The sequence below is a fragment of the Natronomonas pharaonis DSM 2160 genome (assembly GCF_000026045.1).
In the GTDB taxonomy this organism is placed as follows: Archaea; Halobacteriota; Halobacteria; order Halobacteriales; family Haloarculaceae; genus Natronomonas; species Natronomonas pharaonis.
Map to the genome: position 1 here is coordinate 708,595 of NC_007426.1, position 23,913 is coordinate 732,507.

24 protein-coding genes and 1 tRNA gene are annotated in these 23,913 nt (G+C 62.9%); 13 read left to right on the plus strand and 12 right to left on the minus strand.

Annotated features, from left to right (window positions below; genetic code table 11):
- Positions 1-14: 14 nt before the first annotated feature.
- From NP_RS03655 to NP_RS14950, 3 genes are all read right to left on the minus strand, one after another.
- On the minus strand, positions 15-536 hold the full coding sequence (locus NP_RS03655) for an Lrp/AsnC family transcriptional regulator (protein WP_011322456.1): 522 nt from the start codon (positions 534-536) through the stop codon (positions 15-17).
- A 210-nt stretch (positions 537-746) separates the two neighbouring features.
- Complete coding sequence (locus NP_RS03660) at positions 747-1,538, minus strand: enoyl-CoA hydratase/isomerase family protein (RefSeq protein ID WP_011322457.1); 792 nt, start codon at positions 1,536-1,538, stop codon at positions 747-749.
- 354 nt (positions 1,539-1,892) lie between these two features.
- Positions 1,893-2,153 carry a hypothetical protein gene (locus NP_RS14950; RefSeq protein ID WP_232503991.1) on the minus strand — a complete coding sequence of 87 codons (261 nt, stop codon included), beginning with the start codon at positions 2,151-2,153 and terminating at the stop codon, positions 1,893-1,895.
- Between NP_RS14950 and NP_RS03665 the strand changes: the two genes are divergently transcribed.
- The 5 genes from NP_RS03665 to NP_RS03685 all read left to right on the plus strand — a co-directional run bounded on the left by NP_RS03665 (position 2,061) and on the right by NP_RS03685 (position 6,683).
- A complete protein-coding gene (locus tag NP_RS03665; protein WP_232503987.1) occupies positions 2,061-3,194 on the plus strand; it encodes an ABC transporter substrate-binding protein in 1,134 nt (377 codons plus the stop codon). The genes NP_RS14950 and NP_RS03665 overlap by 93 nt on opposite strands.
- A gap of 124 nt (positions 3,195-3,318) precedes the next feature.
- Positions 3,319-4,212: a branched-chain amino acid ABC transporter permease gene (locus NP_RS03670; RefSeq protein WP_011322459.1), complete on the plus strand. Its 894-nt coding sequence runs from the start codon at positions 3,319-3,321 to the stop codon at positions 4,210-4,212.
- On the plus strand, positions 4,205-5,248 hold the full coding sequence (locus NP_RS03675) for a branched-chain amino acid ABC transporter permease (protein ID WP_011322460.1): 1,044 nt from the start codon (positions 4,205-4,207) through the stop codon (positions 5,246-5,248). Before NP_RS03670 ends, NP_RS03675 begins: the two co-directional genes overlap by 8 nt.
- Entirely contained in the window at positions 5,245-5,976 is a 732-nt protein-coding gene (locus NP_RS03680; protein ID WP_011322461.1) for an ABC transporter ATP-binding protein, read from the plus strand. The genes NP_RS03675 and NP_RS03680 overlap by 4 nt, the downstream gene beginning before the upstream one ends.
- A gap of 2 nt (positions 5,977-5,978) precedes the next feature.
- Entirely contained in the window at positions 5,979-6,683 is a 705-nt protein-coding gene (locus tag NP_RS03685) for an ABC transporter ATP-binding protein (protein ID WP_011322462.1), read from the plus strand.
- 24 nt (positions 6,684-6,707) lie between these two features.
- On the opposite strand, the gene NP_RS03690 is transcribed toward NP_RS03685, so the two are convergent.
- The gene (locus NP_RS03690) at positions 6,708-7,289 is read right to left on the minus strand and encodes a GNAT family N-acetyltransferase (protein WP_011322463.1); all 582 of its coding nucleotides are present in this window, start codon (positions 7,287-7,289) and stop codon (positions 6,708-6,710) included.
- 92 nt (positions 7,290-7,381) lie between these two features.
- On the opposite strand from NP_RS03690, the gene NP_RS03695 reads away from it, so the two are divergent.
- Positions 7,382-8,437: a glycosyltransferase family 4 protein gene (locus tag NP_RS03695; RefSeq protein ID WP_011322464.1), complete on the plus strand. Its 1,056-nt coding sequence runs from the start codon at positions 7,382-7,384 to the stop codon at positions 8,435-8,437.
- Between the two features lie 5 nt (positions 8,438-8,442).
- On the opposite strand, the gene folP is transcribed toward NP_RS03695, so the two are convergent.
- Positions 8,443-10,881: a dihydropteroate synthase gene (gene folP / locus NP_RS03700; RefSeq protein ID WP_011322465.1), complete on the minus strand. Its 2,439-nt coding sequence runs from the start codon at positions 10,879-10,881 to the stop codon at positions 8,443-8,445.
- Between the two features lie 104 nt (positions 10,882-10,985).
- Here folP and NP_RS03705 point away from each other — a divergent pair, with 104 nt between their 5' ends.
- Entirely contained in the window at positions 10,986-11,366 is a 381-nt protein-coding gene (locus NP_RS03705) for a hypothetical protein (protein WP_011322466.1), read from the plus strand.
- Positions 11,363-12,298, plus strand: a complete 936-nt coding sequence (locus NP_RS03710) for a hypothetical protein (protein ID WP_011322467.1) — start codon at positions 11,363-11,365, stop codon at positions 12,296-12,298. The genes NP_RS03705 and NP_RS03710 overlap by 4 nt, the downstream gene beginning before the upstream one ends.
- A gap of 15 nt (positions 12,299-12,313) precedes the next feature.
- On the opposite strand, the gene NP_RS03715 is transcribed toward NP_RS03710, so the two are convergent.
- Positions 12,314-13,153 carry a M48 family metalloprotease gene (locus NP_RS03715; RefSeq protein WP_011322468.1) on the minus strand — a complete coding sequence of 280 codons (840 nt, stop codon included), beginning with the start codon at positions 13,151-13,153 and terminating at the stop codon, positions 12,314-12,316.
- A gap of 139 nt (positions 13,154-13,292) precedes the next feature.
- On the opposite strand from NP_RS03715, the gene NP_RS03720 reads away from it, so the two are divergent.
- From NP_RS03720 to NP_RS03735, 4 genes are all read left to right on the plus strand, one after another.
- Positions 13,293-14,498, plus strand: coding sequence for a methyl-accepting chemotaxis protein (locus NP_RS03720; RefSeq protein WP_011322469.1), 1,206 nt, complete (start codon positions 13,293-13,295; stop codon positions 14,496-14,498).
- Between the two features lie 193 nt (positions 14,499-14,691).
- On the plus strand, positions 14,692-15,576 hold the full coding sequence (dapA, locus tag NP_RS03725; protein WP_011322470.1) for a 4-hydroxy-tetrahydrodipicolinate synthase: 885 nt from the start codon (positions 14,692-14,694) through the stop codon (positions 15,574-15,576).
- Positions 15,573-16,313: a 4-hydroxy-tetrahydrodipicolinate reductase gene (gene dapB, locus NP_RS03730; RefSeq protein ID WP_011322471.1), complete on the plus strand. Its 741-nt coding sequence runs from the start codon at positions 15,573-15,575 to the stop codon at positions 16,311-16,313. The genes dapA and dapB overlap by 4 nt, the downstream gene beginning before the upstream one ends.
- Positions 16,310-17,146: a 2,3,4,5-tetrahydropyridine-2,6-dicarboxylate N-succinyltransferase gene (locus NP_RS03735; protein WP_011322472.1), complete on the plus strand. Its 837-nt coding sequence runs from the start codon at positions 16,310-16,312 to the stop codon at positions 17,144-17,146. The genes dapB and NP_RS03735 overlap by 4 nt, the downstream gene beginning before the upstream one ends.
- Positions 17,147-17,189: 43 nt before the next feature.
- On the opposite strand, the gene NP_RS03740 is transcribed toward NP_RS03735, so the two are convergent.
- The 6 genes from NP_RS03740 to NP_RS03765 form a co-directional block, all read right to left on the minus strand.
- Positions 17,190-17,262: transfer RNA gene (locus NP_RS03740), tRNA-Gln, on the minus strand.
- Between the two features lie 50 nt (positions 17,263-17,312).
- Entirely contained in the window at positions 17,313-17,750 is a 438-nt protein-coding gene (locus tag NP_RS03745; protein WP_011322473.1) for a metal-dependent transcriptional regulator, read from the minus strand.
- The gene (locus NP_RS03750) at positions 17,747-18,232 is read right to left on the minus strand and encodes a rubrerythrin (RefSeq protein ID WP_049939805.1); all 486 of its coding nucleotides are present in this window, start codon (positions 18,230-18,232) and stop codon (positions 17,747-17,749) included. Before NP_RS03750 ends, NP_RS03745 begins: the two co-directional genes overlap by 4 nt.
- A gap of 116 nt (positions 18,233-18,348) precedes the next feature.
- A complete protein-coding gene (sufD, locus tag NP_RS03755; RefSeq protein ID WP_011322475.1) occupies positions 18,349-19,566 on the minus strand; it encodes a Fe-S cluster assembly protein SufD in 1,218 nt (405 codons plus the stop codon).
- A 1-nt stretch (position 19,567) separates the two neighbouring features.
- Positions 19,568-20,998 (minus strand): Fe-S cluster assembly protein SufB, encoded by a 1,431-nt coding sequence (gene sufB, locus NP_RS03760; protein ID WP_011322476.1) that lies wholly within the window; start codon positions 20,996-20,998, stop codon positions 19,568-19,570.
- A 51-nt stretch (positions 20,999-21,049) separates the two neighbouring features.
- Positions 21,050-21,958 carry an ABC transporter ATP-binding protein gene (locus NP_RS03765; RefSeq protein ID WP_011322477.1) on the minus strand — a complete coding sequence of 303 codons (909 nt, stop codon included), beginning with the start codon at positions 21,956-21,958 and terminating at the stop codon, positions 21,050-21,052.
- A 248-nt stretch (positions 21,959-22,206) separates the two neighbouring features.
- Here NP_RS03765 and NP_RS03770 point away from each other — a divergent pair, with 248 nt between their 5' ends.
- Entirely contained in the window at positions 22,207-23,907 is a 1,701-nt protein-coding gene (locus NP_RS03770; protein ID WP_011322478.1) for a histidine kinase N-terminal 7TM domain-containing protein, read from the plus strand.
- Positions 23,908-23,913 lie beyond the last annotated feature (6 nt).

The window sequence follows — 23,913 nt, forward strand, 5'->3', positions numbered from 1 at the left end:
CTGTGGCTCCGGGGTTACTCGTCGCCCTCGTGGAGGCTCGAAAGTACCTCGGGGTCGGTCCGGAACTTCAGGACGTTCGTCACAACCGAGTTGCGGAGGTTGTGAACGATGTCGCCATGCTCCTTGTAGAACTGGTGTATCCACTGGGACTGTGCCTCACGGTCGGAGAACATCATCACCGACTTCCACTGGTACTCGCCGTCCGAGAGGAAGTAAAACAGCGTGTTCGGCGAGTCACGAATGAACTCCATGGCATCGCGCCAGCCGTCGTCGAAGTTTTCGGGATTGAACTTGAACTCGAAAAGCGCGAAGTGGAAATACTCCTCGTTCGGGATAACGGCCTCGCGGAAGACACCCTCCTCTCGCATCCCGCGAATCGACTCAGAGACGGTGACATGTGAGACGTCGATGTCGTATTTTTCCTCGAGGATGCGCGCGAGGTCACGCGAGGAGAGCTGTGGGTCCCGCGACAGCTCCCGCAGCACCAGCACGTCCCGCTCCTTGAAATCCCAGTCGGGCGCGTCGCTTGATGTCATGGGCGAGTAGTCACCGCCCTCTGTGGTGTTAGTTTCGGTCCCCCCTGCCCTGCTCCGGACGAGCCGCCGAAGGACTGGCCTATCTCGCAGTGCGTGGTCGATTCGAGCGTCATGTCCGCCCAATGAGGTTCCACTGAAAAATAGATTCCCCTGCTTTGCGAACAACGTTAACGGACTCTCGTCGTGCCGCGGAACGGCCGGAACCGAACCCTACTGACCTTCAAACTCCGGTTCCCGGCCTTCCATAAACGCTGTTGCACCTTCCTCGTGGTCGTCAGTCGCGAAGACGGCCGCCTGCGCCGACGCCTCGTTGTCGAGAGCGTCTTTCAGCGAGCTACCGAAGCCCTGCTCGATGAGCTGTTTCGATGTCTGCAGCGCCACGGTCGGGCCACTCGCTATCGGCTCGATGAACGCCTCGACTTCAGCCTCGAAGTCGTCTTCGAAGACATGGTTGAACAGGCCGAGCTCTTCGGCGGCTTCGGCGTCGAGCATCTCGCCGGTGAAGACGAGTTCTTTAGCCTTACTGAGGCCGACCTGCCGCGGCAGGAAGTACGAGGTCCCGGTATCGATGGCGAGGCCGACCTGACGGAACCCGAAGCTAATTTTCGCCCGCTCGGAGGCGAGCGTGATGTCGGCGGCGATAGCGAGGTTTGCCCCGGCCCCATAGGCGACGCCATCGACTTTCGCAATCGTCGGTAGCGGGAACTCCGCAATGCGCTGGATGGCGCGGCTCGTGACCCGCTGAATCTGGTCGACGGCTTCATGAAGCTCTCGCTGGCCACTCATCAGCTCAACCATCGAGTTAACATCGCCGCCGGCACAGAACGTCCCCTCGTCGCCGGTGACGACGAGACACCGGACATCGTCGCTGGCTTCGATATCATCGACAGCGTCAACAATAGCCCGCGACATCCCATCGGAGAGGGCGTTGCGGTTGTCCGGCCGGTTCAGCGTCAGCGTGGCGATGCCATCCTCGATGTCGACCAGTACTGGGTCGCTCATACCCCGATATGCGAAGCGACTGTCTAAAACTTTGCCACGATGGTAAGCAATGTTTGTACCATCTGAATATTCCCTAACAGCTGAAGTACATGTTCGGACCTAATTTTACCGAATAACTGTCGACCAATGTTTCCTCAGTTCGGATTATCTCTAACGCTATTACCGGAATATATTGAACACCGGACGGAATGCTCGAGATGTCATGTTCGGAACTCCCGCCTCAGCCGGGCGCTACAGCACCCGAGCGGGAATCAACCGATTCCGGTCGGTTCATCCCCGGTTATTGCCGAACATTTTAAGTAGTATTGTGCAGATGTACCATACCAGACGATGGTTAACAACTGTAAGGGAGATTCACGCAATGTTCGGAGCGCCGCTGGTCGGTCGGTCGGTCGTCGTCGGTTCCTCAAGGCCACTGGTGCCGGTGCGGTCACCCTCGGTCTCGCCGGCTGTGCGGACAACGGCGGCGAGTTCGACGATTCGACGTTCAAGGTCGGTCACCTCGCGCCGCTTGAACTGGACATGGGTGCCGGTTCCGAGCGGAGTGCTGACATCGCCGTCGATGAACTCAACGCCAACGGTGGCGTCATGGACACCGACGTAGAACTCATCCATGCCGACACCAGCGCGATTCCGTCCGAGGCGACTCGGCAGGCCGAAACGCTGGTGCAAGACGAGAACGTCGACATGCTCATCGGGGCCCACGCCAGCGAGGTCGTTCTCGCTATCCTCGATTTCGTCGCAGAATCCGAAATTCCGTTCCTCGTCACCGGGTCCGCAGCGCCGGAGGTCTCGACGAACTACATGGGCGACGACTACGACCGGTACGAGATGATATTCCGTCCGGGGCCGGCAAACTCTTCCTACCAAGTCGACGAACTCGCTGGCTACGCCGAATACCTCAACGACGAACACGGCTGGACGACGTTCGCACAGTTGGCCGAACAGGCCGCTTGGACGCAGTTCTTCACCGACAACCTGCCACCGGCGCTCGAAGACCGCGGCTTCGATGTGGAGTACAACGAGCGGATTTCCTCGGAGACAGACGACTTCTCGCCGATTCTCGACGCCATTGAAGCCACAGGGGCCGACGCCGTCTTCAAGCAGTTCTCGCTGCTTCCCGGCACGGGGATGCTCTCTGAGTGGCGGAACAGCGAGTACCCGTTCGGCCAAGAGGGCGTCAGCGTCCCGTCGATGTCCCCGGAATACTGGGACGACACCGACGGCGGCTGTCAGTATGAAACGACGGCGGAAAGCGGCGGTGCGGGTGCCTCGCCGATTACCGACCTGACCCAACCGTTCACCGAGGAGTACGAGGCGGTCGCCGACGGCGAACGCCCGACGCTACCGATGTACATGGGCTACTGTACGTACGACGGCCTCATGCTGTACGCCGAGGCCGTAGAGCGGGCCGGCACCTTCGACTACCGGAACAATCTCCAAGACATCCTTGATGAACTCCGTGCGACCGACTTCACCGGCACGACCGGCCAAATCGTCTTCGGCGAGGAAGGCTCGGAGTTCCCCAACGATGTCATCGCCGGTCCCGACGGCGGCGCCGGGTTCCCTGTCACACAGTGGATAGACGGGAGCAAGGAAATCGTCTACCCGCGTGACATCGCCTCAGCGGACCACCAAGCAGCACCCTGGATCTGACGCAGGTTTCGTCTTATCGATATTCCATGCAGCTACACCCAACCCATACTGTCTATGAGAACCGTTCACCGGCTCGGGTCGGCACGGGACTGCCGGCGGCCGGCCGTTCCCGGAGGGAGCACTGATGGCGATAGAGACGTTCGCCGGGCTCTTCGTCACGGCCGCGATGATAAGCGCCGTCTACGCGCTCATTGCCATCGGCTTTACCATGATATTCGGCGTCGGCGGTGTGTTGAATCTCGCCCACGGCGGCCTGATTATGATAGGTGCCTACGCCTATCTGGTCGTCACGTCGACGTCGACGGTCCCGTCAATCGTGATACCGCCAGTTGCCGGCCTCGTTGTCGCTATTGTGGTCGCGGCGCTGGCGTCGTTTGCTCTCTACAAGGGTCTCGTCGAGTTCATCGAAGACGATGTCATCATCACGTTCCTCGCGACCGTTGTTGTCGCTGTCATTCTCGCGGAACTGATGGAGCTCATCTTCAGCGCCAACCCACGGTCGTTGACGCCGTTCGTGCCGGGGTCGACGGCCCTCCCCGCCATCGGCGTCCGCATCCAGCATATCGAAATTGCCGGCTTCGTGCTTTCGTGGGTCGCCATCGGAGCGCTGTGGTACTACGTCACGAAGACCGACGCCGGCCGTTCGATTCTCGCCACGTCGATGACCCAACGCGGCGCAAAGCTCACCGGCGTCGACATCGCCGCGGTGAGCGCCCGCACGTGGCTCATCGCCGGCGGTCTCGCCGGTCTCGCCGGCGTCTTCCTCGGCACGCTCCAGCAGACCTCGCCGCTCATGTGGCTCGACCCGCTTGCCTTGGCGTTCATCATCGTCGTCATCGGCGGCATCGGCAGCATCAAGGGGTCGCTCGTGGCGGCGTACTTCATCGGCTTCCTCGAGACGTACACGGTCGGACTCCTCGGTCCGGAGTTCCGGGGTGTCTTTGCGCTCATCATCGTCGCTGCCGTGATTCTGATTCGTCCCGAGGGGCTCTACGGGAGGGAGTTCGTCGATGAGTAGCATCGTCGACCGCGTCAACGAAACGCTCGGGCCGCGGTATGCGGACCTCTCGGTCCCGCAATTTGCTCTCGTGGTTGTCTCGCTGGCGTTGCTCGTCGTTGTCGCGCCGGCGCTGACAGCGGTCGGGTTGATGAGCGGGACACTCCTGCGTACGCTGGCGCTGGCAAACATCTTCGCCATCTTCGCGATGGCGTGGGACATCCAGAGCGGCTACACCGGGTACATCAGCTTCGGACACGCGGTACTTTCAGGGGCAGCCGCCTACTCGGCGGCGCTGCTGATTACGCACGTTGTCCCCGATATCAACCCGTGGCTGCTGTTCCCGGTCGCGGTGCTGATGGCCCTCGTCGTGGGGCTTATCCTCGCGGCGACGACGATTCGGCTCAGCGGGCCGTACTTCTCGCTGATTACCCTTGTTGCCGGGCTACTGTTCTATCGCAGTACCCGGACGTTCAGCCAGTGGACCCAAGGCGAACAGGGGCTGCTCATCGGCCGGCTTCCCGTTCTCCCGCCGTTTGACGGGATATTCAGCGCCTTCGACGCCGAGTGGCGGTTCATCATCACGGTCGTGCCGATGCTGCTGATTGCGGCGGCGCTGCTCGTGATTAGCCGTTCGAACGTCGGCACGGTACTCGTCGCGATACGGGAAAACGAGGCCGCTGTCGAATCGGCGGGCATCGACACGAACAAGTTCAAAGTCTGGTCGTTCGTGCTCAGCTCGATTCCGATGGGCATCGGCGGCTTCCTGCTTGCCTTCTTCGATGGGTCGGTCAACCCGACCGACATCGTCCTGCTTGACCGCAGCGTCGAGTTCATCGCGATGGCCGTCATCGGCGGCATGGGGTCGATACTCGGCCCGCTCGCCGGGGCGTTCCTGTTTGTCGGCCTCAGAGACGCCATCCTGCCGGCGTTCCTCGGCGGCACCGAGCGGTGGCTCGCACTGTGGGTCATCATCCTAGTAGTTATCGTTCTCGCCCGCGATGGGCTGTTCCGAAAGTTGTGGCACCGTCTCGACGACGAAGGTGATGCCGAATGACACTCCTGAGTATTCAGAACCTGACAAAGCGGTTCGGCGGATTGGTCGCGGTCAACGACGTCTCGTTCGACATTGAGGCCGGCAGTATCGTTGGTCTCATCGGCCCCAACGGCTCCGGGAAGACGACCATCTTCAACTGCATCATGAGCATCTACGACGTGACGGAGGGGTCGATACAGTTCCAGGGGACGGACATCACCGACTACAAGACACACGAGGTGGTCAACTCGGGGCTGGCGCGGGTCTCACAGGAGTCGAACCCGATCGCCCGCATGAGCGTCGCCGCCAACATCAAGCTGTTTACGCTGCCCAACAGCGTGACAGCGCTCAGCGGCGGCGCCGATGACGAGGAAATCTACGAGATTGCCGCCCGCGTCGGCCTCGAAGACGCGCTTGACAAACAGCCCGATTCGCTCCCACATGCCGACGTCCGCCGGCTCGAAATCGCGAAGGCGATAGCGACTGAGCCGGAGCTACTGCTGCTTGATGAGCCCTTCGCCGGACTCAATCAACAGGAGATCCGGGAGATGTCGGACCAGATTCGACAGCTCCGCGACGACGGCGTCACCATCGTCATCATCGACCACAACATGCGCGGGCTGATGCAACTCGTCGAACGCATCATGGTCATCAACAACGGCGACTGGCTCGCCGATGACACACCGGAAGCGATAGCCGAAAACGAAGCGGTCCAGCAGGCGTACCTCGCCGGCACGGAGACTGTATAACCATGCTCGAAGTCGACAACGTTTCGATATCGTACGGGAAGACAAGCGCCGTCTCTGACGTGTCGCTGACTGTCGAGGAAGGCGAAATCGTCGGCATAATCGGCCCGAACGGGGCCGGCAAGACGACCCTGCTCGATGCCATTAGCGGATTCAAGGGCTACGAGGGGTCGATTCGGTTCGGCGGCGAGGAGATACGGGGCCTCACCGAACAGGAAATCGTTCAGCGGGGCCTCGTCTACTGTACCGAAGACCGGGACCTGTTCCCGTTCTTTTCGGTCCACGAGAACCTGCTGATGGGCGCGCAGTTCCGCGAGGACCGCGATGCGGTCCAAGAGGACCTCGAGTTCGTCTACGACCTGTTCCCACGGCTCGACGAGCGCCGCGACCAGCACGCCGAAACGATGAGCGGTGGCGAACAGCAGATGCTCGCCGTCGGCCGGTCGCTGATGAGCGACCCCGACCTCTTGATGCTCGATGAGCCGACGCTCGGTCTCGCCCCGGTCATCATCGAGGACATCAAGGAAGCCATCGAGCGCCTCAGCGACGCCGGGTTGACAATCCTGCTCGCCGAACAGAACTCGACGTTCGCCTTGGACCACGCCGAGCGGCTCTGTCTGCTCGAACGTGGCGAGATTACTCGACAGGGCGATGCCGAGACGCTGAAAAACGACGACTACGTTCGCGACGCGTACATCGGCGTCGTCTAGACGACGGCCCTACTGTTTTGGCCGTCAGCTACCGGTGTCGTACTTGTAGGTCGCCTCGTCGGGGTCGATACCGAAGTCCTCCGCTTCCTCGGGAGGCTCGGCCGGCTCCGCGTCCTCGGCTGCGGTTTTGAATCGTTCTCTGAGCCGCTCCGGCATTCCGAACGCATCGATATCGAGCCGCATCGGCACGGCGTCCGGGTCGAGTGTGTCCTGCTTTGCTTCGAGCCGCTCGGCCAACACGTCAGGAAGCTCCGCTTCGGCGACCGGCTCGAACCCGAACTGCGCGAGATAGTCGTGGGCGCTCGTCAGCGAGTAGACCCGCTCGAACGCCTCAGTTTCGGCGCTGTCGACAAGCCGCTCGATGACGTGTGCGCCGACGCCCTGCCGCCGCCAGCCGTCGAGGACGCCGATACTTGTGAGCTCACACACCTCCGTCCCGTCGTCTGAGTGGACCCGTATCCGGCCGAACCCCGCCCGTGCGTTCGACTCCTCGTCGACCGCGATGACGTAGTCGCGGGACCGGAAGGACGTCTCGTCGAGGCCCATCGCCTCGATGTGGTCCAACAGCCACGCCTCATCTCGGTTTCGCGCGTCCCGGACGTACATACTCCGGCGTAGGGTGCGCCGATGGAAAACGGTTCCCCCTCCGCCGGACCGGTTCCGGGTCCTTTTTGCTGTCCCGTTACGTCAGCCGGCGTATGCAAGTCGCGGTCGTCTTCCGGGACCCGCCGCCGCAATCCGAGCGGACCGGCGCGGTCCGGCTACGGCGCCTTGCGGCCGCCATCCAGTCGGCCGGCCACGAGGTGACCGTCTACTGTCAGCCCTGGTGGGAGACCGACCAGCGACGCATCGAAATTAACGGCCTCGTCCACGAAGGCGTCGCCTTCGAGCATCCGGCACTCTTCTATACGCGGCTGCCCGGGGTGTTAGCCCGCCGTGGCCCGGATGTCGTACTCACCTCGGCGTCGCCCCCCGGCGGCGTCGTCGCCGCGTGGCTCGGCGGGCTCTTCGCACGCGCGCCCGTCGTCTGCGACTGGTACGGCGACGAGCCGAACGCGATGTCCTCTCGGTGGGCTGGCAAGGCGGCGTCGCTGCCGACGCGCGTCGTTGCCCCCTCGGAACTCCAGCGAACGCGCATCCGCGAACTCGGCGGTACCGAAGCGAACACGACGACAATTCCGCTCGGCATTTCGATGTCAAAAATACAGGCCGCCGACCCGGACGAGTTCCGGGACATCGTCTACGCCGGCCACCTCGACGACGACGCGAACCTCGAAAGCCTTCTTTTGGCGCTTGCTGAACTCCGCGATGACGGCGACTGGACCGCGACGGTCATCGGCGATGGCCCCAGACGCGACGACTACGAACGCCAGGCCCGCGACCTTCGCATCCTCGACCGCATTGATTTCCGCGGCAACTGCGACCGTGCGGAACGAATCGCTGTCTACCGCGGCGCACATACCTTCGTCCAGACGGCCCGGAGAGCCAACTTCGCCGAGGAACTGCTGTGGGCGCTTGCCTGTGGCTGTGTCGGTGTCGTCGAGATGCAGTCCGACTCCAGCGCCCACGAACTCGTCGAGCGCCGCGAACGCGGCTTCCGGGTGACCGACATGGAGAACCTCGACGAAGCGATCGAGGCCGCTTGGGACTGTAGCTACCGTGATATCGACAAGGCCTTCCAGCAGTTCGACCACGCCGCCGTTGCCGGCAAGTATCTCGAACTCTTCCGCGATTGTGGCGTCGAGTCGCGCTGAGGCTGTTACTCGGTGAACGCCTCGGGGTCGCTGGCCGCCGCCGCGGTCTTGACTGCGGCGACGTTCTCCGCAACGTCGTGTACGCGAACGATGTCCGCGCCGCGTTCGGCCGCCAGCGCGCTGGCGGCGACAGTCGCCGAGAGTCGCTCGTCGGCACTGTCGCGGTCGACAAGCCCGAACATCGACTTCCGGGAGTGGCCGACAAGCACTGGACAGCCGAGGGCGGTGAACGCTTTGAGCCGTCCGAGCAGCTCGAAGCTCTCCGCCGGCGACTTCCCGAAGCCAAGCCCCGGGTCGATGATAATCTGCTCGCGGTCCAGTCCGGCCTTTTCAGCCAGCAGCACCCGTTCGGACAGCGCCGCGACCGTATCGGCGACGACATCGTCGTACTCGATGTCGGCCGCAGGGTCGACCGGCGTGTGTATCGAATGCATCACGACGACCGGCACATCGTAGTCGGCCGCCACGAGCCGCATGTCCGGGTCCTCTAGCCCGGAAACGTCGTTGAGAATATCCGCACCGGCGTCTAACGCGGCGCGGGCGACCGCCGCCTTCCGCGTGTCGACCGATACCAACGCGTCGCTGTCAGCGATGCTCTCGACGACCGGGATGACCCGTCTCTTTTCGGCGTCAACCGGGACCGGCTCCGCGCCCGGGCGGGTTGATTCGCCGCCGACATCGATGATGTCAGCGCCGGCGTCGACGAGCCGTTCTGCCTGTTCGACGGCGTCGGCGGTGGTGTCGTACCGCCCGCCGTCGTGGAACGAGTCAGGCGTGACGTTGAGAATCCCCATGACAGCGGTGCCGTCATCCCACGGATACCCGCTGTTGCCCTCCGATTCGCCGTCGGCCGTGGAACGGAGCGCCGCGCCGAGACGGGCGATGCCCGCACCGTGGTCCGAGAGCGCCCCCTCAAGCCGTTCGAACTGGTCGAGCGTTCCCGAGAGCACGACTTCGGTGAGGTCGTTGTCGCCGGCGTCGACCCCCGAGACGGCACAGCTACCGCCCAGTCGCCGGAACTCGGATACGACCGTCTCGGCGACGGCCGGCCGCAGCCGAGTGGTGACCGTCTGGGAGACGCTGTTGCCAGCCGTCCGGGCTGCCTCGGCAGCCGGCACGTCCGCTCGCCGGAGTGTCTCGACAGCAGCCCCCCGGTCGACCATCCGTGTCGGGACGTAGTGGCGCGTCCAGCGGCGGCGGGCGGCCGCGACGGCGAACAGTGACCCACAGACGATGACGGCGTCGTCCGAGCCGGCGGCCGCAAGCGCCCGCTCGACGGCGTCTTCGACAGCACCCACAGGTTCGACGGCTGCCGCGCCGCCGACCGCCTCGAAGACCGCTGCCAGCGAATCGGCTGTCTCGGCCCGCTGGATGTCCGGCCGGCAGGTGTATGCAACCGTGGCGTCGGGCAGTGCTTCGACCATTCCGCGGTGGTCCTTGTCGCACATCGCCCCGAAGACGAGATGGAGGTCGTCGTACGCAAACGTCGACAGCGTTGCCGCGACGCCGGCACAGCTCCCCGGATTGTGTGCGCCGTCGAGGACGACGAGCGGCTCGCGGTTCATCACCTCGAACCGCCCCGGCCAGTGGGCGTTCCGCAGCCCACGCTCGATGTCGGCCGTCGAGACGTTTCCGACCGTTCGAGCCAGCGCCGCCGCAACACCGGCGTTTCGCGCCTGATGTGCTCCCAGGAGCGGTAGCGCCGTCTCGACGTGCCAGTCGTCGCCGTCGAGGACAACGGCCTGTTCGATGTCGTCCCGGCCGCGGTCCCTGACAGCCACGTCCGCACTGGCGTCGGTACCGACCCGTTCGGTGCTTGCGGCGATATCCTCGATAACTGACAGCGCTTCACCCTCGGCAGCGGTGACAAGCGGCGCGTCGGCCCCGATGGCCGCCTTGTCGCGGGCGATCTCCGCGATGGTGTCGCCGAGCAGGTCCGAATGTTCAAACGTGACGTTGGTCACGGCGGCGGCATCGGGGGCAAAGGCGCTCGTGGCGTCGTGTTCGCCCCCGATGCCGACTTCAAGCACGGCGATGTCGACGCCGGCGCGCTCGAAGGTCCGAGCCGCAAGCCCGGTCATCGCCTCGAAGAACGTCGGCGGCGCACCGTCTGGCATCTCTGTGCGCACGTACGGTTTGATATCCTCGACGTAGTCACAGACCGCCTGCTTCGAGACGGGCCGGCCGTCGACTCGGACCCGCTCTCTGAGGTCGTCTAAGTGCGGCGACGTGTAGAGGCCGACATCGTAGCCGGCTTCCCGGAGCACGGATTCGACCATTCGGGCGGTGCTTCCCTTTCCGTTTGAGCCGCCGACCTGCACGATGTCGATGTCGGTGTCGGCGACGCCCACGTGTTCGAGCAGCCGCCGTGTCGGCTCGACGCCGGTCCGCGAGGGGTACCGGCGGAGGTCGAAAAGGAAGTTTGCCGCCTCGTGGTACTCCATACTCGGTGCAGTGTGGGGAGAGGCTTATCGCTTGTTTCTTCGCTCTGTTCTGTGCCGGTCCGGCCGCGCAAACGCTTTTATCCCCGGCGGCAGACGGCGGAACCATGCGCCGCAGACAGGTCCTTGCTGCTGTCCCAGTCGCCCTCGCCGGCTGCGTTGCCGCCCCCGAACCGGGGCCGCCAACCGGCTCGCCCCCGAACGTCTTTCTCGATGTCGACCGCCACACCGAGGGCTTCGAACTGCGCTTTGCCTATGGCAGCCCTGTCACCGACGACAACACCGACCGTCTCTACGTCACTGATGACGCCGCTCGGACGGAAACACCGTGGGTCGGCGGGGATGGCGCGCCGGCCTCCTTTCCGCTCGAACCGGGCGCTGAACTGTCCGTCGACGCCGACCCCAGCACCGAACACCGGCTCGTCTGGGTCGCCCTCGACGGTGACCGCAGCGTCTCGCTCGCCCAGTTCGGCGGGGAGGACGAATGAACCGCCGCCGGTTTCTCGCTGCCGCTGGCGGCGGCCTCGCTGCGGGCGCGGCGACGACGCTCGGTGTCAGACTCAACAATGTCCGCTACTACGACCCCAACGGGACCGTTGCTACAGACCTGCCGCCGGGCGAGCGGATTTTTGCGGCCGCACGGCTGCTCTCCGTGCTCGACCATCGCGCCGTCTCGCGGGTGACTGTTCTCGAAGACGGGACCGACAGCGACCCCTACCGGCGGTCGCGGTACCGCTACGAGTGGCGTCCCTCGCGCCACCGGTATTTGCTCGTCGCTTCGACGTTTGCGCCGGTCTCCGGCAACCCGCCCCCGACCCGTGGTGGCATCTATGCACTGTTGCATCATACGGAGGCGACCGACGCGGCGGCTGACGAGACGCTCCCGGTCGCGACGGTGGCGTTTGCTTCCGCCCGACGAATCATTTACGACCCGCTCTGTGACCCGCCCGAGACGGTCGACGCGCGGCCACAGATTGACGACGAACGCCGTCGGGTTATGCGCGGGCCGGGGCTCGGACAGTCCAGCGATGACCGCCCGCCACGCCCCGAAGCGGTCCTCTCGGCGGCGGCGACGTGGACACAAACCGACGAGACGGAGACGACGGTCACCTACGAGACGGACAGCCACGAGGATTACGTCGCCGTCCCGCCGCTTGTGACGACAGCGACGGCCGTTGGCGACGGGAGCACGATAGCGGCGACGCTGGACCGAGAGACTGGCCGGCTGCTCGAACTCGATGACCGCCGCGTCGTCGAACAGGAAACCGAGGACGGGCGTCTGCGGGAGTACACCTACCGCATCGAGACGACCTTCGACCAGTACGGCGCTGTCACGGCTCCGGAACCGGACGGGCCGGTGCCAGACGCCTCGCTTTCGGGGACGCTCGAAGAACTGCTGTCCGACGCGACGCTATATTAAAAAAGCCCTACCGTCTCAGTAGTGTTGGCGCTCGACGCTCTGGACCGCCTCGATGCGCTTTTCGATTGGCGGGTGGGTCGCAAACAGCTTCTGTAGGGCGGATTTCTCGCCGCCGAAGATACACAGCGCCGAGACGTTGTCGTCCATCTCGGCCTCCTGGCGTTCGCCGACACTCGAAATCTTATGCAGTGCCCGTGCCATCGCGTCGCCGCCGACGTGTTGTGCGGCGTCGGAGTCGGCGACGTATTCGCGGTACCGTGAGATGGCGAGGACGAACACCATCGCAATCATCTGTGTGATGATACCGGCGACGTAGGCCAAGAGGAAATTCCCGATGCCGCCGTCGCGGGTAAACAGGATGGCAAACTGGACCGCAAGCCCGAGCATCGAGGCGATAGACTGGCCGATGACCATCATGATGACGTCACGGTTGTCGATGTGTGCGAGTTCGTGTGCGAGGACGGCTTCGAGTTCATCGTGGTCGAGCAACTGGATGAGTTGCTCGGAGACGACGACGACGCCGGCTCCACGGCGGCCGACGGCGAAAGCGTTCGGGACACCCATGTCGGCGACCATCAGCCGCGGCTTTTCGAGGTCCATCTCGTCGGAGATACGCTCGACCGACCGGTGTATCTCCGGATATTTGTCCTCGGGCATGTCCTCTGCCCCGGAGCTCCACAGCGCGGCCTTCTTGCCGACGATGTACTGGAAGCCCGCGAAGGCGATTGCCCCGAGGAAGATGAGTTCGAGTCCGATGCCGAACCCGTAGTAGGCGATGAGCGCGAGGAGGGCATAGAAGCCGAAGAGAATGCTCCCCACGACGGCCATTCTGGCCTTGAGTCCTGCGTGTCGCATGTGTACCCGCAGTACGTCGCTCAAACTCAAATGGCTTCTGGCTTCGGCCACTGACGGGCCGGCGGGCGGTTCGACGTACTCGGATTCAGCTATCGAAACACTCTGCGGTGTTTTTCAGGTGCAGGCTGTATGACTGATAATGGATTCGCAGGGCGAAATTGACCGGCTGACTGAACAGGCCGAGGCGGTGCAGACACACATCGAGGAGACGGTCACGGCGAGCGAAACGCAGGCTGACGCGATTGCGGAGCTTTCGGACGACGTTTCGGACCTCAGCGCGACGATGGAAGAGATTGCGGCGTCGGCCGACCAGGTCGCCGAAGCGGTCGCTGACGCACGCGAGTTGGCTGAATCCGGCGTCGAGGACAGCAGACGGGCCCAATCGACCGCCGAAGAAACGCTGGCGGAAGCCGACGACCTCGTCGAGGCGATTCGCTCTGTCAGCGACCGGATGGACGACATCGCCGACATCGTCGACATCATCGCCGACATCGCAGACCAGACGAATATTCTGGCGCTGAACGCCAACATCGAGGCTGCCCGGACCGATGAAGGCGGCGAGGGCTTTGCCGTCGTTGCCGATGAGGTAAAGAGCCTCGCTGACCAGACAGCGACGAACGCAGACGAGATTCAATCGATGATTGACTCGCTGCGGTCCCGTACCGACGATGGGCTCTCGGCTGCCGAGCAAACACACGACGCGGTCGCCGAAACCGTCGATGTCGTCGAGGAGATTCTGTCCGCATTGGAGGACATCGACGACAAAATAGAGGCTGGCGCCGACGGCACGGAGGAAATCGCCGCCGCCAACGACTCACAGGCCAAGACGGTCGACGAAATCGCTGACCGCATCGACCGCATTGACGAACGAGCAACCGAGATGCAGTCACAGATGTCCGAAGCGGCGGCGCTTGCGACCGACCAGCGCGAAATCAGCGGCCACATGAAAGGCTTCATCAACAACCTCCCCGGGTTCGCCTACCGGGTCGAAAACGACGAGGGGTGGCCGATGCTGTTTGCCTCCGACGGTATCGAGGAGCTAACCGGCCACGACCCGGCGGCGCTGCTTGAGGGGTCCATCTCGCTCGGCAGTGATGTTATCCACCCTGAGGATTCGGATGCTGTCTGGCAGGCAGTACAGGAGTCACTCGATGCGGGCGAGCCTTTCGATATCACCTACCGAGTCCAGACCGTCGAGGGCGACGTACGGGTTGTCCGAGAGCAGGGTCGGGGGGTCTACGGAGACGACGGCGATGTCGTCGCGCTCGAAGGGTATCTGTCCGCTGTTGACGCCCAGACGCAGCGACTCTTCGAGGACGACGCCGAGGGAACTCAAAACGCCTAAGTTACTCGGCGACGCGTCGTCACACATGCGACGCCACGTGCTCGATGGCCGGTCGGAAGCCGACAGCCGCGAGCACACCCAGCGTTTCTTCTCGAAAGGCAAACGTCCGTAGCACGGTCTGCGGCGGGTGTGGCGTCCCCGTCGCAGGTCGGTTTCGGACGCACCGCCTTCGACCACAGCAACCCCACCAGCCATGACACACGACACGTTTACCGGCGTCTTCCCCGCGATGACGACGCCGTTCGACGACGAGGAACGCATCGACCACGAAACACTCCGCGACCACGCCCAGCGGCTCGAAGCCGCCGGTGTCGACGGGCTCGTCCCCGTCGGTACGACCGGCGAGTCGGCGACGATGTCCCACGACGAACACATCGAGGTCGTCGAGACGGTCGTCGATGCCGTCGACGATGTGCCGGTTATCGCCGGCTCCGGTTCGAACAACACCCGCGAGGCGCTGGAACTCTCCGAGCGGGCCGCCGACGCCGGCGCCGACGGACTGCTTCTCATCTCGCCGTACTACAACATCCCCGAGCCGGAGGGGATGGAAACCCACTACCGGACGGTGGCCGACGCGGTCGACCTGCCACAGATTATCTACAACGTCCCCGGACGCACCGGCCGGAACATCGCCGTCGAGACGGCCGTGTCGCTGGCCGAACACGAGAATATCGTCGGCTACAAGGCCGCAAGCGGTGACCTCAACCGCGTCGGCGAAGTTATCGAACGCACCCGCGAAGAGAACTTCGAGGTGCTCTCCGGCGACGACGCGCTGACGCTGCCTATCATCGCCCAAGGCGGGACCGGCTGTATCTCCGTGTCCGCAAACGTCGAGCCGGAACGGACCGTCGCGCTCGTCGGTGCGGCACTGGAGGGTGACTTCACCCGCGCCCGCGAACTCCAGTACGAACTCGGCGACCTCTTCCGGACGCTGTTTATCGAGACGAATCCGATTCCGATAAACGAGGCCATGGACATGCGGGATATCCACTCCTCGACGATGCGGTCGCCGCTCAACCCGCTGCAGCCGGAGCACCGCGAACAGCTACGTGAGGTACTTGCGGACCTCGAACGATGAACGTCGTCGTCGTCGGCGCGACGGGCCGCACGGGCAGCGAAATCGTCGCCGAGGCCAGCGAGCGCGGCCACGATGTCAGCGGCGTCGCCCGCTCGCAGACGTCCGTCGGGGACGTACGTGTCTACCCAACCGAGGAGTTTCCCGAGCTACTCGACAATGCGGACGCTGTTATCGACTTCACCGTCCCCGAAGCGACGCGCGAACACGTCCAAGCAGCCGCGGCGGCCGGCGTTCCTTACGTCATCGGCACGACCGGCTTCGACGACGACGGTATGGCGGCGCTCCGGACGGCAAGCGAATCGACGGCTGTACTGAAGGCCTCGAACTTCGCCCGCGGCGTGCAGGCGTTGCTGCGGGTCGTCGAGGCGGGCGTCGAAGCGCTGCCGGAGTACGACATCGAACTCACCGAAACCCATCACAACGGCAAGCGGGACGCCCCAAGCGGCACCGCGAACACGATTCTCGATGTCGTCGACGAGACCCGCGATGAGGCGCTGGACCGCACTCACGGCCGTGAAGGAGAACACCGCCGCGGGGACGACGAGGTCGGCGTCCACGTCCGGCGTGCGGGCACCGTCCGCGGCGAACACGAACTCCTTTTGGCCGGCAACGATGAGGTACTGTCGCTGACACACCGCGCCGAATCCCGGCGCGTCTTCGCCGCCGGCGCCGTCGACGCGGCCGAATGGCTCGCTGACCGTTCCGCCGGCTGGTACGACTTCGAGGACACAGTATGAGTACGCTCCAATCCGACATCGAAGACCTGCAGCACCGCTATGAGAACGGCCTGACTGCCGACGACGCCGGCAACGAGGAGTATGCCCTCCTCGATGAGTTCCTCGCCGCGCTTGAGGCCGGCGAGGTTCGCGCCGCCGAGAAGCGCGACGGCGAGTGGGACGCAAACGGCTGGGTCAAGCAGGGTATCCTCCTGAACTTCGGCCTGCGGGACATCCAAGCCCACACCCACGGCGGCGTCGACTACCACGACGTACTGCCGCTGCGGGAGACCGACGACCTTCCCGGGCGGGGCACCCGAAACACTCCCGATGGAACCGTCATCCGGCGCGGGGCTTACATCGGTGGTGACGCTATCCTGATGAGCCCTGCCTTTGTCAACATCGGCGCGTACGTCGGCGACGGAACGCTCGTCGACTCCTGTGATACGGTCGGCTCGGCGGCCCAAATCGGCGAGAACGTCAAGCTCGGCGCGAACACGCTTATCGGTGGCGTCCTCGAACCGGTCGAGGCGGCTCCTGTCGTCATCGAAGACGACGTTTCGCTCGGGGCTGGCTGTCGGGTTACCTCCGGCTTTGTCGTCGGCGAAGGCAGCGTCGTTGGCGAAAACACGCTGTTGACGCCGCGTATTCCGGTCTACGACCTCGTCGAAGAGGAAGTTATGTACGGCGAACTGCCGCCGGAGCGGCGGGCCTTTACTCGCTTTGTCGAATCGAGCGTCGGCGACCACGACCTCTTCGACGGCGGCGCGTACAAACCCGCCGTCGTTGCTACACACGTCGAAGAGGACACCTTGGAAGCGACAGCGCGAGAGGACGCGCTGCGCGACAACTAAGCCGGTCAGTCGGCGCTTTTTTGAGCGAACTGCCGTAGAGAAGTAGTCCCGGCTGGATTCGAACCAGCGTCATGGGCTCCAAAGGCCCATATGATTGGCCACTACACCACGGGACTGCGCCCGAAGCTAACCGCCACGGACACAATAGGTTTACTTTTTGTCGCCGTCAGTCGGCCGGCTCCGTTTCGAGCTCGATGTCGAGCAGTTCGCAGGCGTCGGCCTCGGCGTCGAAACAGTCCGGACACCGGTCGTTGCGGTCGATGATCGTATCGAGCCGTTCGGCGACCGTCTCGTCGATGACGGCTTCAAGCTGTCGGGCCTCGGTGCGGAAATCCTCGACTTCGAGGACCTCCCATAGAAACCGCTCGATGATACAGTACGTCTCAAGCGCTTCCCGCGCCTGTACGATTCCTTCATCGGTCAGCGAGACACCCTTGTACTTTTCGTGGTCTGCCAGCCCTTGGTCTTCGAGTTTGCCTATCATCTCGTTTGCGCTTGCCGGACTGACTTCCAGCATATCAGCTATCGCCCCCGTCGAGGCCGGACCGTCTTCGCGCTCCTGTACCAGATAGATTGCCTTGAGATACTGTGCCTGCGTGTTCATTCCCGTTCCTCCATCAGTTCAGTCACCTGCTCTGCGCCTTCCTTTTCGTCTGCACGGATCTCTCGTAGCACCGACAGCAGCCGCTCGCGGTCGATGCTGAACTCGACGTCGGAACCCTCGATGGCTGTAATGAGGTCGTCGTAGAACTTGTAGGCGGTTTCCTCGTTGCAAAGCTGGTCGTAGAGGACGCCGTCGAAATCAGTGTCGGATTCGTATCTGGCAGCGACGAGCGTCTCGATTTCGTCGTATGCCACCGGCTCCGCGTCAAGCTCGTCGACGAGCGACTCAAGCCGCTTGCGATGGGTCTCCGACTCTTCGGCGGCTTCGTCCAGCAGGTCGGCCGTCTCCGGGTCAAGCTCCTCGGCGTCGAGCGTCTCCCGGTGTTTGTGGGCGCGTGCTTCGACAACCTCCTCCAGTACCATCCCGATCTGGAGGAGCCGTGCCAGCTGGTGGTCAGTGGCCACCGGATAGGTCAGACTCACCGCGACCACCTCGTGGACGGGAACATACACGCCGTTCAGGGGCCGACGGCCATAAGCGTACCCGTCGGGCGACGTGCGACAACAAAAACGAAGCTTCGGAAACGAACGTCCGGATGTCAGGCGCGTGCCTGCAGCCGTCCGCGGACGCGCCCTTTGAGCTCTTCGCGGAGCTCTTCGACCTCGATTTCTTCGAGGACGGGGACGTAGAACCCTTCGACGAGCATGTTCTTTGCGAGCCGTTCCGGCAGCGCACGCGAGGTCATGTAGAACATCTCCTCCGCGGAGACCTGTCCGACCGTGGCGCTGTGGGAGGCCTCGGTGTCGTGGTTGTTGATGATGAGCTTCGGCGAGGCGTCGGCTTCGCTCTCGTCGGAGAGCATCAGCGTGTTCTCACGCTGGTAGGAGTTGGTGTCCCACGCGTCGGCCCCAACGTCTTGGACGCCCTCGTAAACGGAGCGTGCCTCGTCGTCGATGACGCCACGCGTCACGAGGTCCGCCGTCGTATGCTCGGCGGTGTGCCACACACGGGCGTCGATGTCGAGGTGCTGGTCGTCGTGCCCGTAGAAGGCACCGACGATTTTCGACTCCGAGGAGTCGCCGTCGAGGTAGCTCTCGACGGAGGATTTCGTCAGCTTGGAGCCGATGTTGCACTCTATCCAGTTGACGTTGCCGTAGGTGTCGATTGCCGCCTCCTTCAGCGAATACGTATAGGTCGTCTGGTCGAGGTCCTGCAGGTTGCCGAACTGGACGTAGCTGTTCTCGCCCGCGACAACCTCGGTAAGACCGCTGTAGTAGCGATTGCCGTCGACCTCGTCGCCGGATTCTTGCCGCTCCAGAATCGTCACCGACGACGATTCCTCGGCGACGACAAGCGTGTAGTTGAACAGCGACCGGGAGTTCATCTTCGTCCGGATGGTCACGTCCTCCGCGTCCGTGCCTTCGGGGACATAGACGACCGTCCCGGTGGTAAACAGCGCTGTCGAAAGCGCCGTCAGGTAGTTCGTTTCGGGGTCGACAACGCTGCCGAAGTGCTCCTCGAGGAGGTCGCCGTGTTCGTCGACAGCCTCGGCGAAGGGAAGGACGTCGACGGTGTCGGGGCCGACTTGGTCTTTCTCCTCGGCGGCATCGAGCGGGTCGACAAGCACCTCGTAATCGAGGTCTTCGAGGTTCGTCCACTTCCGCCCCGGCGTCTGAATAACGTCGGGGAACGGAAGCTCTTCGAGCGCTTCGAGCGCCTCAAGCCGCGTCTCGAGCAGCCACTCAGGCTCGTCGAGCTCGTCGCTTATCTGTCGGACCGTCGCTTCGTCGATGGATGCGTGTACCTGCGTGGACATGTTATCCGAGCGAGCCCTCCATTTCGAGTTCGATGAGTCGGTTGAGTTCGACGGCGTACTCGATGGGGAGTTCTTCGGTGATGGGTTCGATGAACCCGGAGACGATCATCTGTTTTGCGTCGTCGTCGTCGAGGCCGCGCGACTGGAGGTAGAAGACGTCCTCGTCGCCGATTTTGCCGACTGTCGCCTCGTGGGCGACGTCGACTTTCGACTCCTCGATCTCCATGTACGGCATCGTGTCGGAGGTCGATTCGTTGTCGAACATCAGGGCGTCACACTCGACGGCCGTCGAGGAGCCTTCGGCCCCATCAGCGATGTGGACCAGCCCGCGGTAGTTCGTTCGACCGCCGTCTTTGCTGATGGACTTTGACTCGATGGTGGACTTCGTGTTGGGTGCGTTGTGGTAGACCTTCGCCCCCGTGTCGATGTCTTGGCCCTCGCCGGCGAAGGCAATGGTGATGTGGTTGTCCGTCGCACCCGGTCCCTTGAGGATGGTACAGGGGTACAACATTGTGGCTTTCGAGCCCATCGACCCCGACACCCACTCCATCGTGCCGTCCTTCTCGACGATGGCGCGTTTGGTGTTGAGGTTGTAGGTGTTTTTCGACCAGTTTTGGACGGTTGAATACTGGACGTGGGCACCTTCTTTGACGAAGACTTCGACGCCGCCCGAATGAAGGTTGAACGCCGAGTATTTGGGCGCTGAACAGCCCTCGATGTAGTGGACTTCCGAGTTCTCCTCGGCGATGATCAGCGTGTGCTCGAACTGGCCCATGTTCTCGGAGTTCATGCGGAAGTAGGCCTGAATGGGCATTTCGACGGTGACGCCCTCGGGGACGTAGACGAAGGAGCCGCCGGACCAGATAGCGCCGTGGAGTGCGGCGAACTTGTTGTCGCTCGGCGGGACGCATTTGGTCATGAAGTACTCACGGACCAGTTCAGGATGTTCCTGAACCGCCTTGTCCATGTCCATGAAGATGACGCCCTTTTCCTCCCACTGCTCCTGCATGTTCTGGTAGACAATCTCGGATTCGTACTGTGCGCCGACGCCGGAGAGGGCGTTTTTCTCGGCTTCAGGAATCCCGAGTTTGTCGAAGGTGTCCTGAATTTCTTCGGGCAGGTCCTCCCACTCTTCGGCCCCGCCGCGGGCCTCGATATCGGGCCGGATGTACGGAACAATCTCGTCGATGTCGACATCCGAAAGGTCCGGCTGTCCGGGCCAGTCGGTGGGCATGGGCATCTGCTGGAACTGTTCGAGCGCTCGAAGTCGCCGTTCGAGCATCCACTCGGGTTCGTCTTTGTCCTCGGAGATGACGCGGATGGTCTCCTCGGTGAGGCCCTTCTCGGTCTTGAAGGCGGAACTCTCCTCCTTCTTGAACTCGAAGCGGGCTTCGGTATCTGTTTCTTTGATGTGGTCTTCTTCGGAACTCATTGGTTGTAATTACGTCTGGATGGTTATAGGGTTGTGCGTAATCGCTACTGATTACGCCGTCTCGTAGACTTCCTCGCGGACCCAATCGTAGCCCTTGTCCTCGAGCTCTTCGGCGAGGCTCGCATCACCGCTCTTTGCGATTTCGCCGTCGAGCATCACGTGGACGTGGTCGGGCTCGACGTAGTCGAGGATGCGCTGGTAGTGGGTAATCTGGAGGATACCGGTACCCTGCTCGTCGCGGAGCGCGTTGATACCGTCGGAGACGTCCTGGAGCCGGTCGATGTCCAGCCCGGAGTCGATCTCGTCGAGAACCGCGATGGACGGCTCAAGGATGGCTGCCTGCAGCACTTCGTTTTGCTTCTTCTCGCCGCCGGAGAAGCCGGCGTTGAGGTAGCGCTGAGCGAAGGACTCGTCCATGTCGAGCAGTTCCATCTTCTCTTGGAGGATTTCTTGGAACTCGGCGACGCCGACCTCGCCCTCGTCGGCGGGGCCTTCCATCGGTGAGTTCTCGTAGCCGGCTTCGTCGTCCTCGTCTTCGCTGTCCTCTTCTTCCTCGAACAGCTCTTCACGTTCTTCGAGCTTGGCGTTGAGCGCCGTCCGGAGGAAGTTCACCATCGTGACGCCTTCGATTTCCGCAGGATACTGGAACGCAAGGAAGATGCCCAGCGCGGCACGCTCGTTGGGCTCCAAATCAAGGAGGTCCCAGGTCAGCTGGTCGTCGTCGATGTCGATGTCATCGAACTCGTCTTCCTCGACGTGGAGGAGTACCTCACCCTCTGTGACTTCGTAGGCGGGGTGTCCGGCGATGACCTTTGCGGTCGTAGATTTCCCGGAGCCGTTCGGTCCCATCAGGGCGTGTATTTCGCCGGAGGCGACCTCGAGGTCGACGCCGCGGAGAATGCGTTCGCCGCCGTCCTCGGCGACCTTCGCGTGCAGATTGTTGATTTCAAGCGTAGCCATGGTCGTGTCTCGTTCAACTATCGGCGCGTGACGCCCATAATGGTTTCGGGTTCACGGCATTGGCTTTCTGAACCAGAAAATTATTTTTCGGTACTGAGTACATCTGATGGTTTCGAACTCTGCCGAGAGCAATTATTTAATTGCTTCGGACTCATCAGAAACCGAAACCATTACTACTGTTTCACCGGTCGAATATACAACCGGGGGTGAGTCCGCAGGTGCAATTCTGGCTTTACGTCGTTCCGTTGATGGCCGCTGCAGTTATTTCTGCTGGACTCACTGTTGTCGTTTTCCAGAACCGCCACAAGCGGACCGCCCCACAGATACTCGGCGTTCTCATCGGGGCGTCCTTTTGGGCGGCAGCCGACGCGTTGCGGCTGCTGTCGTCGGACCCTTCGCTGCAGTTGTTCTGGCACAATGTCCGTTTTCTGGGTTCAACGGTCGTCGTTCTGTCGGCGTTCCTCCACGCCCTTGAGTACACCAACCGAGAGCGATGGCTCCGCCCGCGCTGGGTGTCCGTCGCTGCCTTTATTTTTGTTGTCACAAACCTGCTCGTTTGGACCACCGAACCGCTCGGCCACGAACTGATACGGGCCGGGGCAGAGACCGTCGCCGTCGGCTCACAGACCGTCCTCGAATTCGAACACGGCCCGTGGTTTTTCATCAACGCCGCCTACTCGTATCTCCTCCTCGTCGCTGCGGTGGCGATGTATGCCTTCGAAGCGCTCCAACGCTCCGGCACGTATCGCCGACAGGCGGCAGCGCTCATCGTCGCTATGGCCGTGCCGTGGCTGCTGAACCTCGTCTATGTCCTCGGCTACGTGGTGGTTGACCTGACCGGCTTCGGATTCACCGTTACGGCGGTCGTCTTTGTCGCCCAACTCTACTGGTTCCAGTTACTCGATGTCGTTCCCGTCGCTCGGGGCACCGTCGTCAACCACATCGAGAGCGGGTATCTCGTCGTCGACCCTGAAGGCCGAATACTCGACGCCAATGAGGCGAGCGCGGAGCTTTTTGATGTCCCCCGTGACGCGATAATCGGCCAGACCATCGACGAGGTCTTCGAGACGCTCCCAGAAATCGTCGAACGGTTCGGCGACGAGCGTGATGTCCGCGACATAATTACGATATTCCGCGATGGAGACCGGTACGACTACGATGTCGATATCTCGCCGGTCTACGACAGCCGCGACCGCTACGTCGGCCGCGTCGTCCTCGTTCGCAACGTGACCGAACAGCGCCGCCGACAGCGGAAACTCGAAGAGCGAACCGAGGCGCTCGAACGGCAAAACGAGAAGCTTGACCGCTTCGCCAGCATCGTCTCCCACGACCTCCGAAACCCGATTGCCGTCGCAAACGGCCACCTCCAGATAGCCCGCGAGGACGGCGACGAAGAGAGCTTCGAACGCATCGACGAGTCGCTCGAACGGATGGACGACATCATCGAAGACGTCCTCGCGCTCGCCCGGCAGGACGACGAAATAACCGACCCTGATGAGGTTTCCCTCTCCGACCTGTGCACGCAGGCGTGGACCACCGTTGACACAAATGGAGCGACGCTCGATGTCCAAACCGACGCGACAATCAACGCAGACCGGGGCCAGCTCCGGCGAGCGCTGGAGAACCTGTTCCGGAACAGCGTCGAACACGTTGGCGACGACGTAACCGTCACCGTCGGCGACCTATCCGACGGTTTCTACGTCGCTGACGACGGTCCCGGAATCCCTGAAGACGAACGCGAGAAAGTCCTCGAATCCGGATTCACAACCAGCGAAACCGGTACTGGCTTCGGGCTCAGTATCGTCTCCGGCACCGCCGACGCTCACGGCTGGTCGCTCGATATCGCCAGCGACGACGACGGCGGCGCACGGTTTGAGTTCACCGATGTCTCGGTTGTCGAGAGGGCTGATTCGACACCCGGCGCGCCGGCAAGCATGTGGGAAGAGTAACGGCCA

Coding starts and splice junctions, on each gene's coding strand:
- NP_RS03655 (WP_011322456.1), bottom strand. CDS start 536: ATGACATCAAGCGACGCGCCCGACTGGGATTTCAAGGAGCGGGACGTG.
- NP_RS03660 (WP_011322457.1), bottom strand. CDS start 1,538: ATGAGCGACCCAGTACTGGTCGACATCGAGGATGGCATCGCCACGCTG.
- NP_RS03665 (WP_232503987.1), top strand. CDS start 2,061: ATGGGTGCCGGTTCCGAGCGGAGTGCTGACATCGCCGTCGATGAACTC.
- NP_RS14950 (WP_232503991.1), bottom strand. CDS start 2,153: ATGGATGAGTTCTACGTCGGTGTCCATGACGCCACCGTTGGCGTTGAG.
- NP_RS03670 (WP_011322459.1), top strand. CDS start 3,319: ATGGCGATAGAGACGTTCGCCGGGCTCTTCGTCACGGCCGCGATGATA.
- NP_RS03675 (WP_011322460.1), top strand. CDS start 4,205: ATGAGTAGCATCGTCGACCGCGTCAACGAAACGCTCGGGCCGCGGTAT.
- NP_RS03680 (WP_011322461.1), top strand. CDS start 5,245: ATGACACTCCTGAGTATTCAGAACCTGACAAAGCGGTTCGGCGGATTG.
- NP_RS03685 (WP_011322462.1), top strand. CDS start 5,979: ATGCTCGAAGTCGACAACGTTTCGATATCGTACGGGAAGACAAGCGCC.
- NP_RS03690 (WP_011322463.1), bottom strand. CDS start 7,289: ATGTACGTCCGGGACGCGCGAAACCGAGATGAGGCGTGGCTGTTGGAC.
- NP_RS03695 (WP_011322464.1), top strand. CDS start 7,382: ATGCAAGTCGCGGTCGTCTTCCGGGACCCGCCGCCGCAATCCGAGCGG.
- folP (WP_011322465.1), bottom strand. CDS start 10,881: ATGGAGTACCACGAGGCGGCAAACTTCCTTTTCGACCTCCGCCGGTAC.
- NP_RS03705 (WP_011322466.1), top strand. CDS start 10,986: ATGCGCCGCAGACAGGTCCTTGCTGCTGTCCCAGTCGCCCTCGCCGGC.
- NP_RS03710 (WP_011322467.1), top strand. CDS start 11,363: ATGAACCGCCGCCGGTTTCTCGCTGCCGCTGGCGGCGGCCTCGCTGCG.
- NP_RS03715 (WP_011322468.1), bottom strand. CDS start 13,153: ATGCGACACGCAGGACTCAAGGCCAGAATGGCCGTCGTGGGGAGCATT.
- NP_RS03720 (WP_011322469.1), top strand. CDS start 13,293: ATGGATTCGCAGGGCGAAATTGACCGGCTGACTGAACAGGCCGAGGCG.
- dapA (WP_011322470.1), top strand. CDS start 14,692: ATGACACACGACACGTTTACCGGCGTCTTCCCCGCGATGACGACGCCG.
- dapB (WP_011322471.1), top strand. CDS start 15,573: ATGAACGTCGTCGTCGTCGGCGCGACGGGCCGCACGGGCAGCGAAATC.
- NP_RS03735 (WP_011322472.1), top strand. CDS start 16,310: ATGAGTACGCTCCAATCCGACATCGAAGACCTGCAGCACCGCTATGAG.
- NP_RS03745 (WP_011322473.1), bottom strand. CDS start 17,750: ATGAACACGCAGGCACAGTATCTCAAGGCAATCTATCTGGTACAGGAG.
- sufD (WP_011322475.1), bottom strand. CDS start 19,566: ATGTCCACGCAGGTACACGCATCCATCGACGAAGCGACGGTCCGACAG.
- sufB (WP_011322476.1), bottom strand. CDS start 20,998: ATGAGTTCCGAAGAAGACCACATCAAAGAAACAGATACCGAAGCCCGC.
- NP_RS03765 (WP_011322477.1), bottom strand. CDS start 21,958: ATGGCTACGCTTGAAATCAACAATCTGCACGCGAAGGTCGCCGAGGAC.
- NP_RS03770 (WP_011322478.1), top strand. CDS start 22,207: ATGGCCGCTGCAGTTATTTCTGCTGGACTCACTGTTGTCGTTTTCCAG.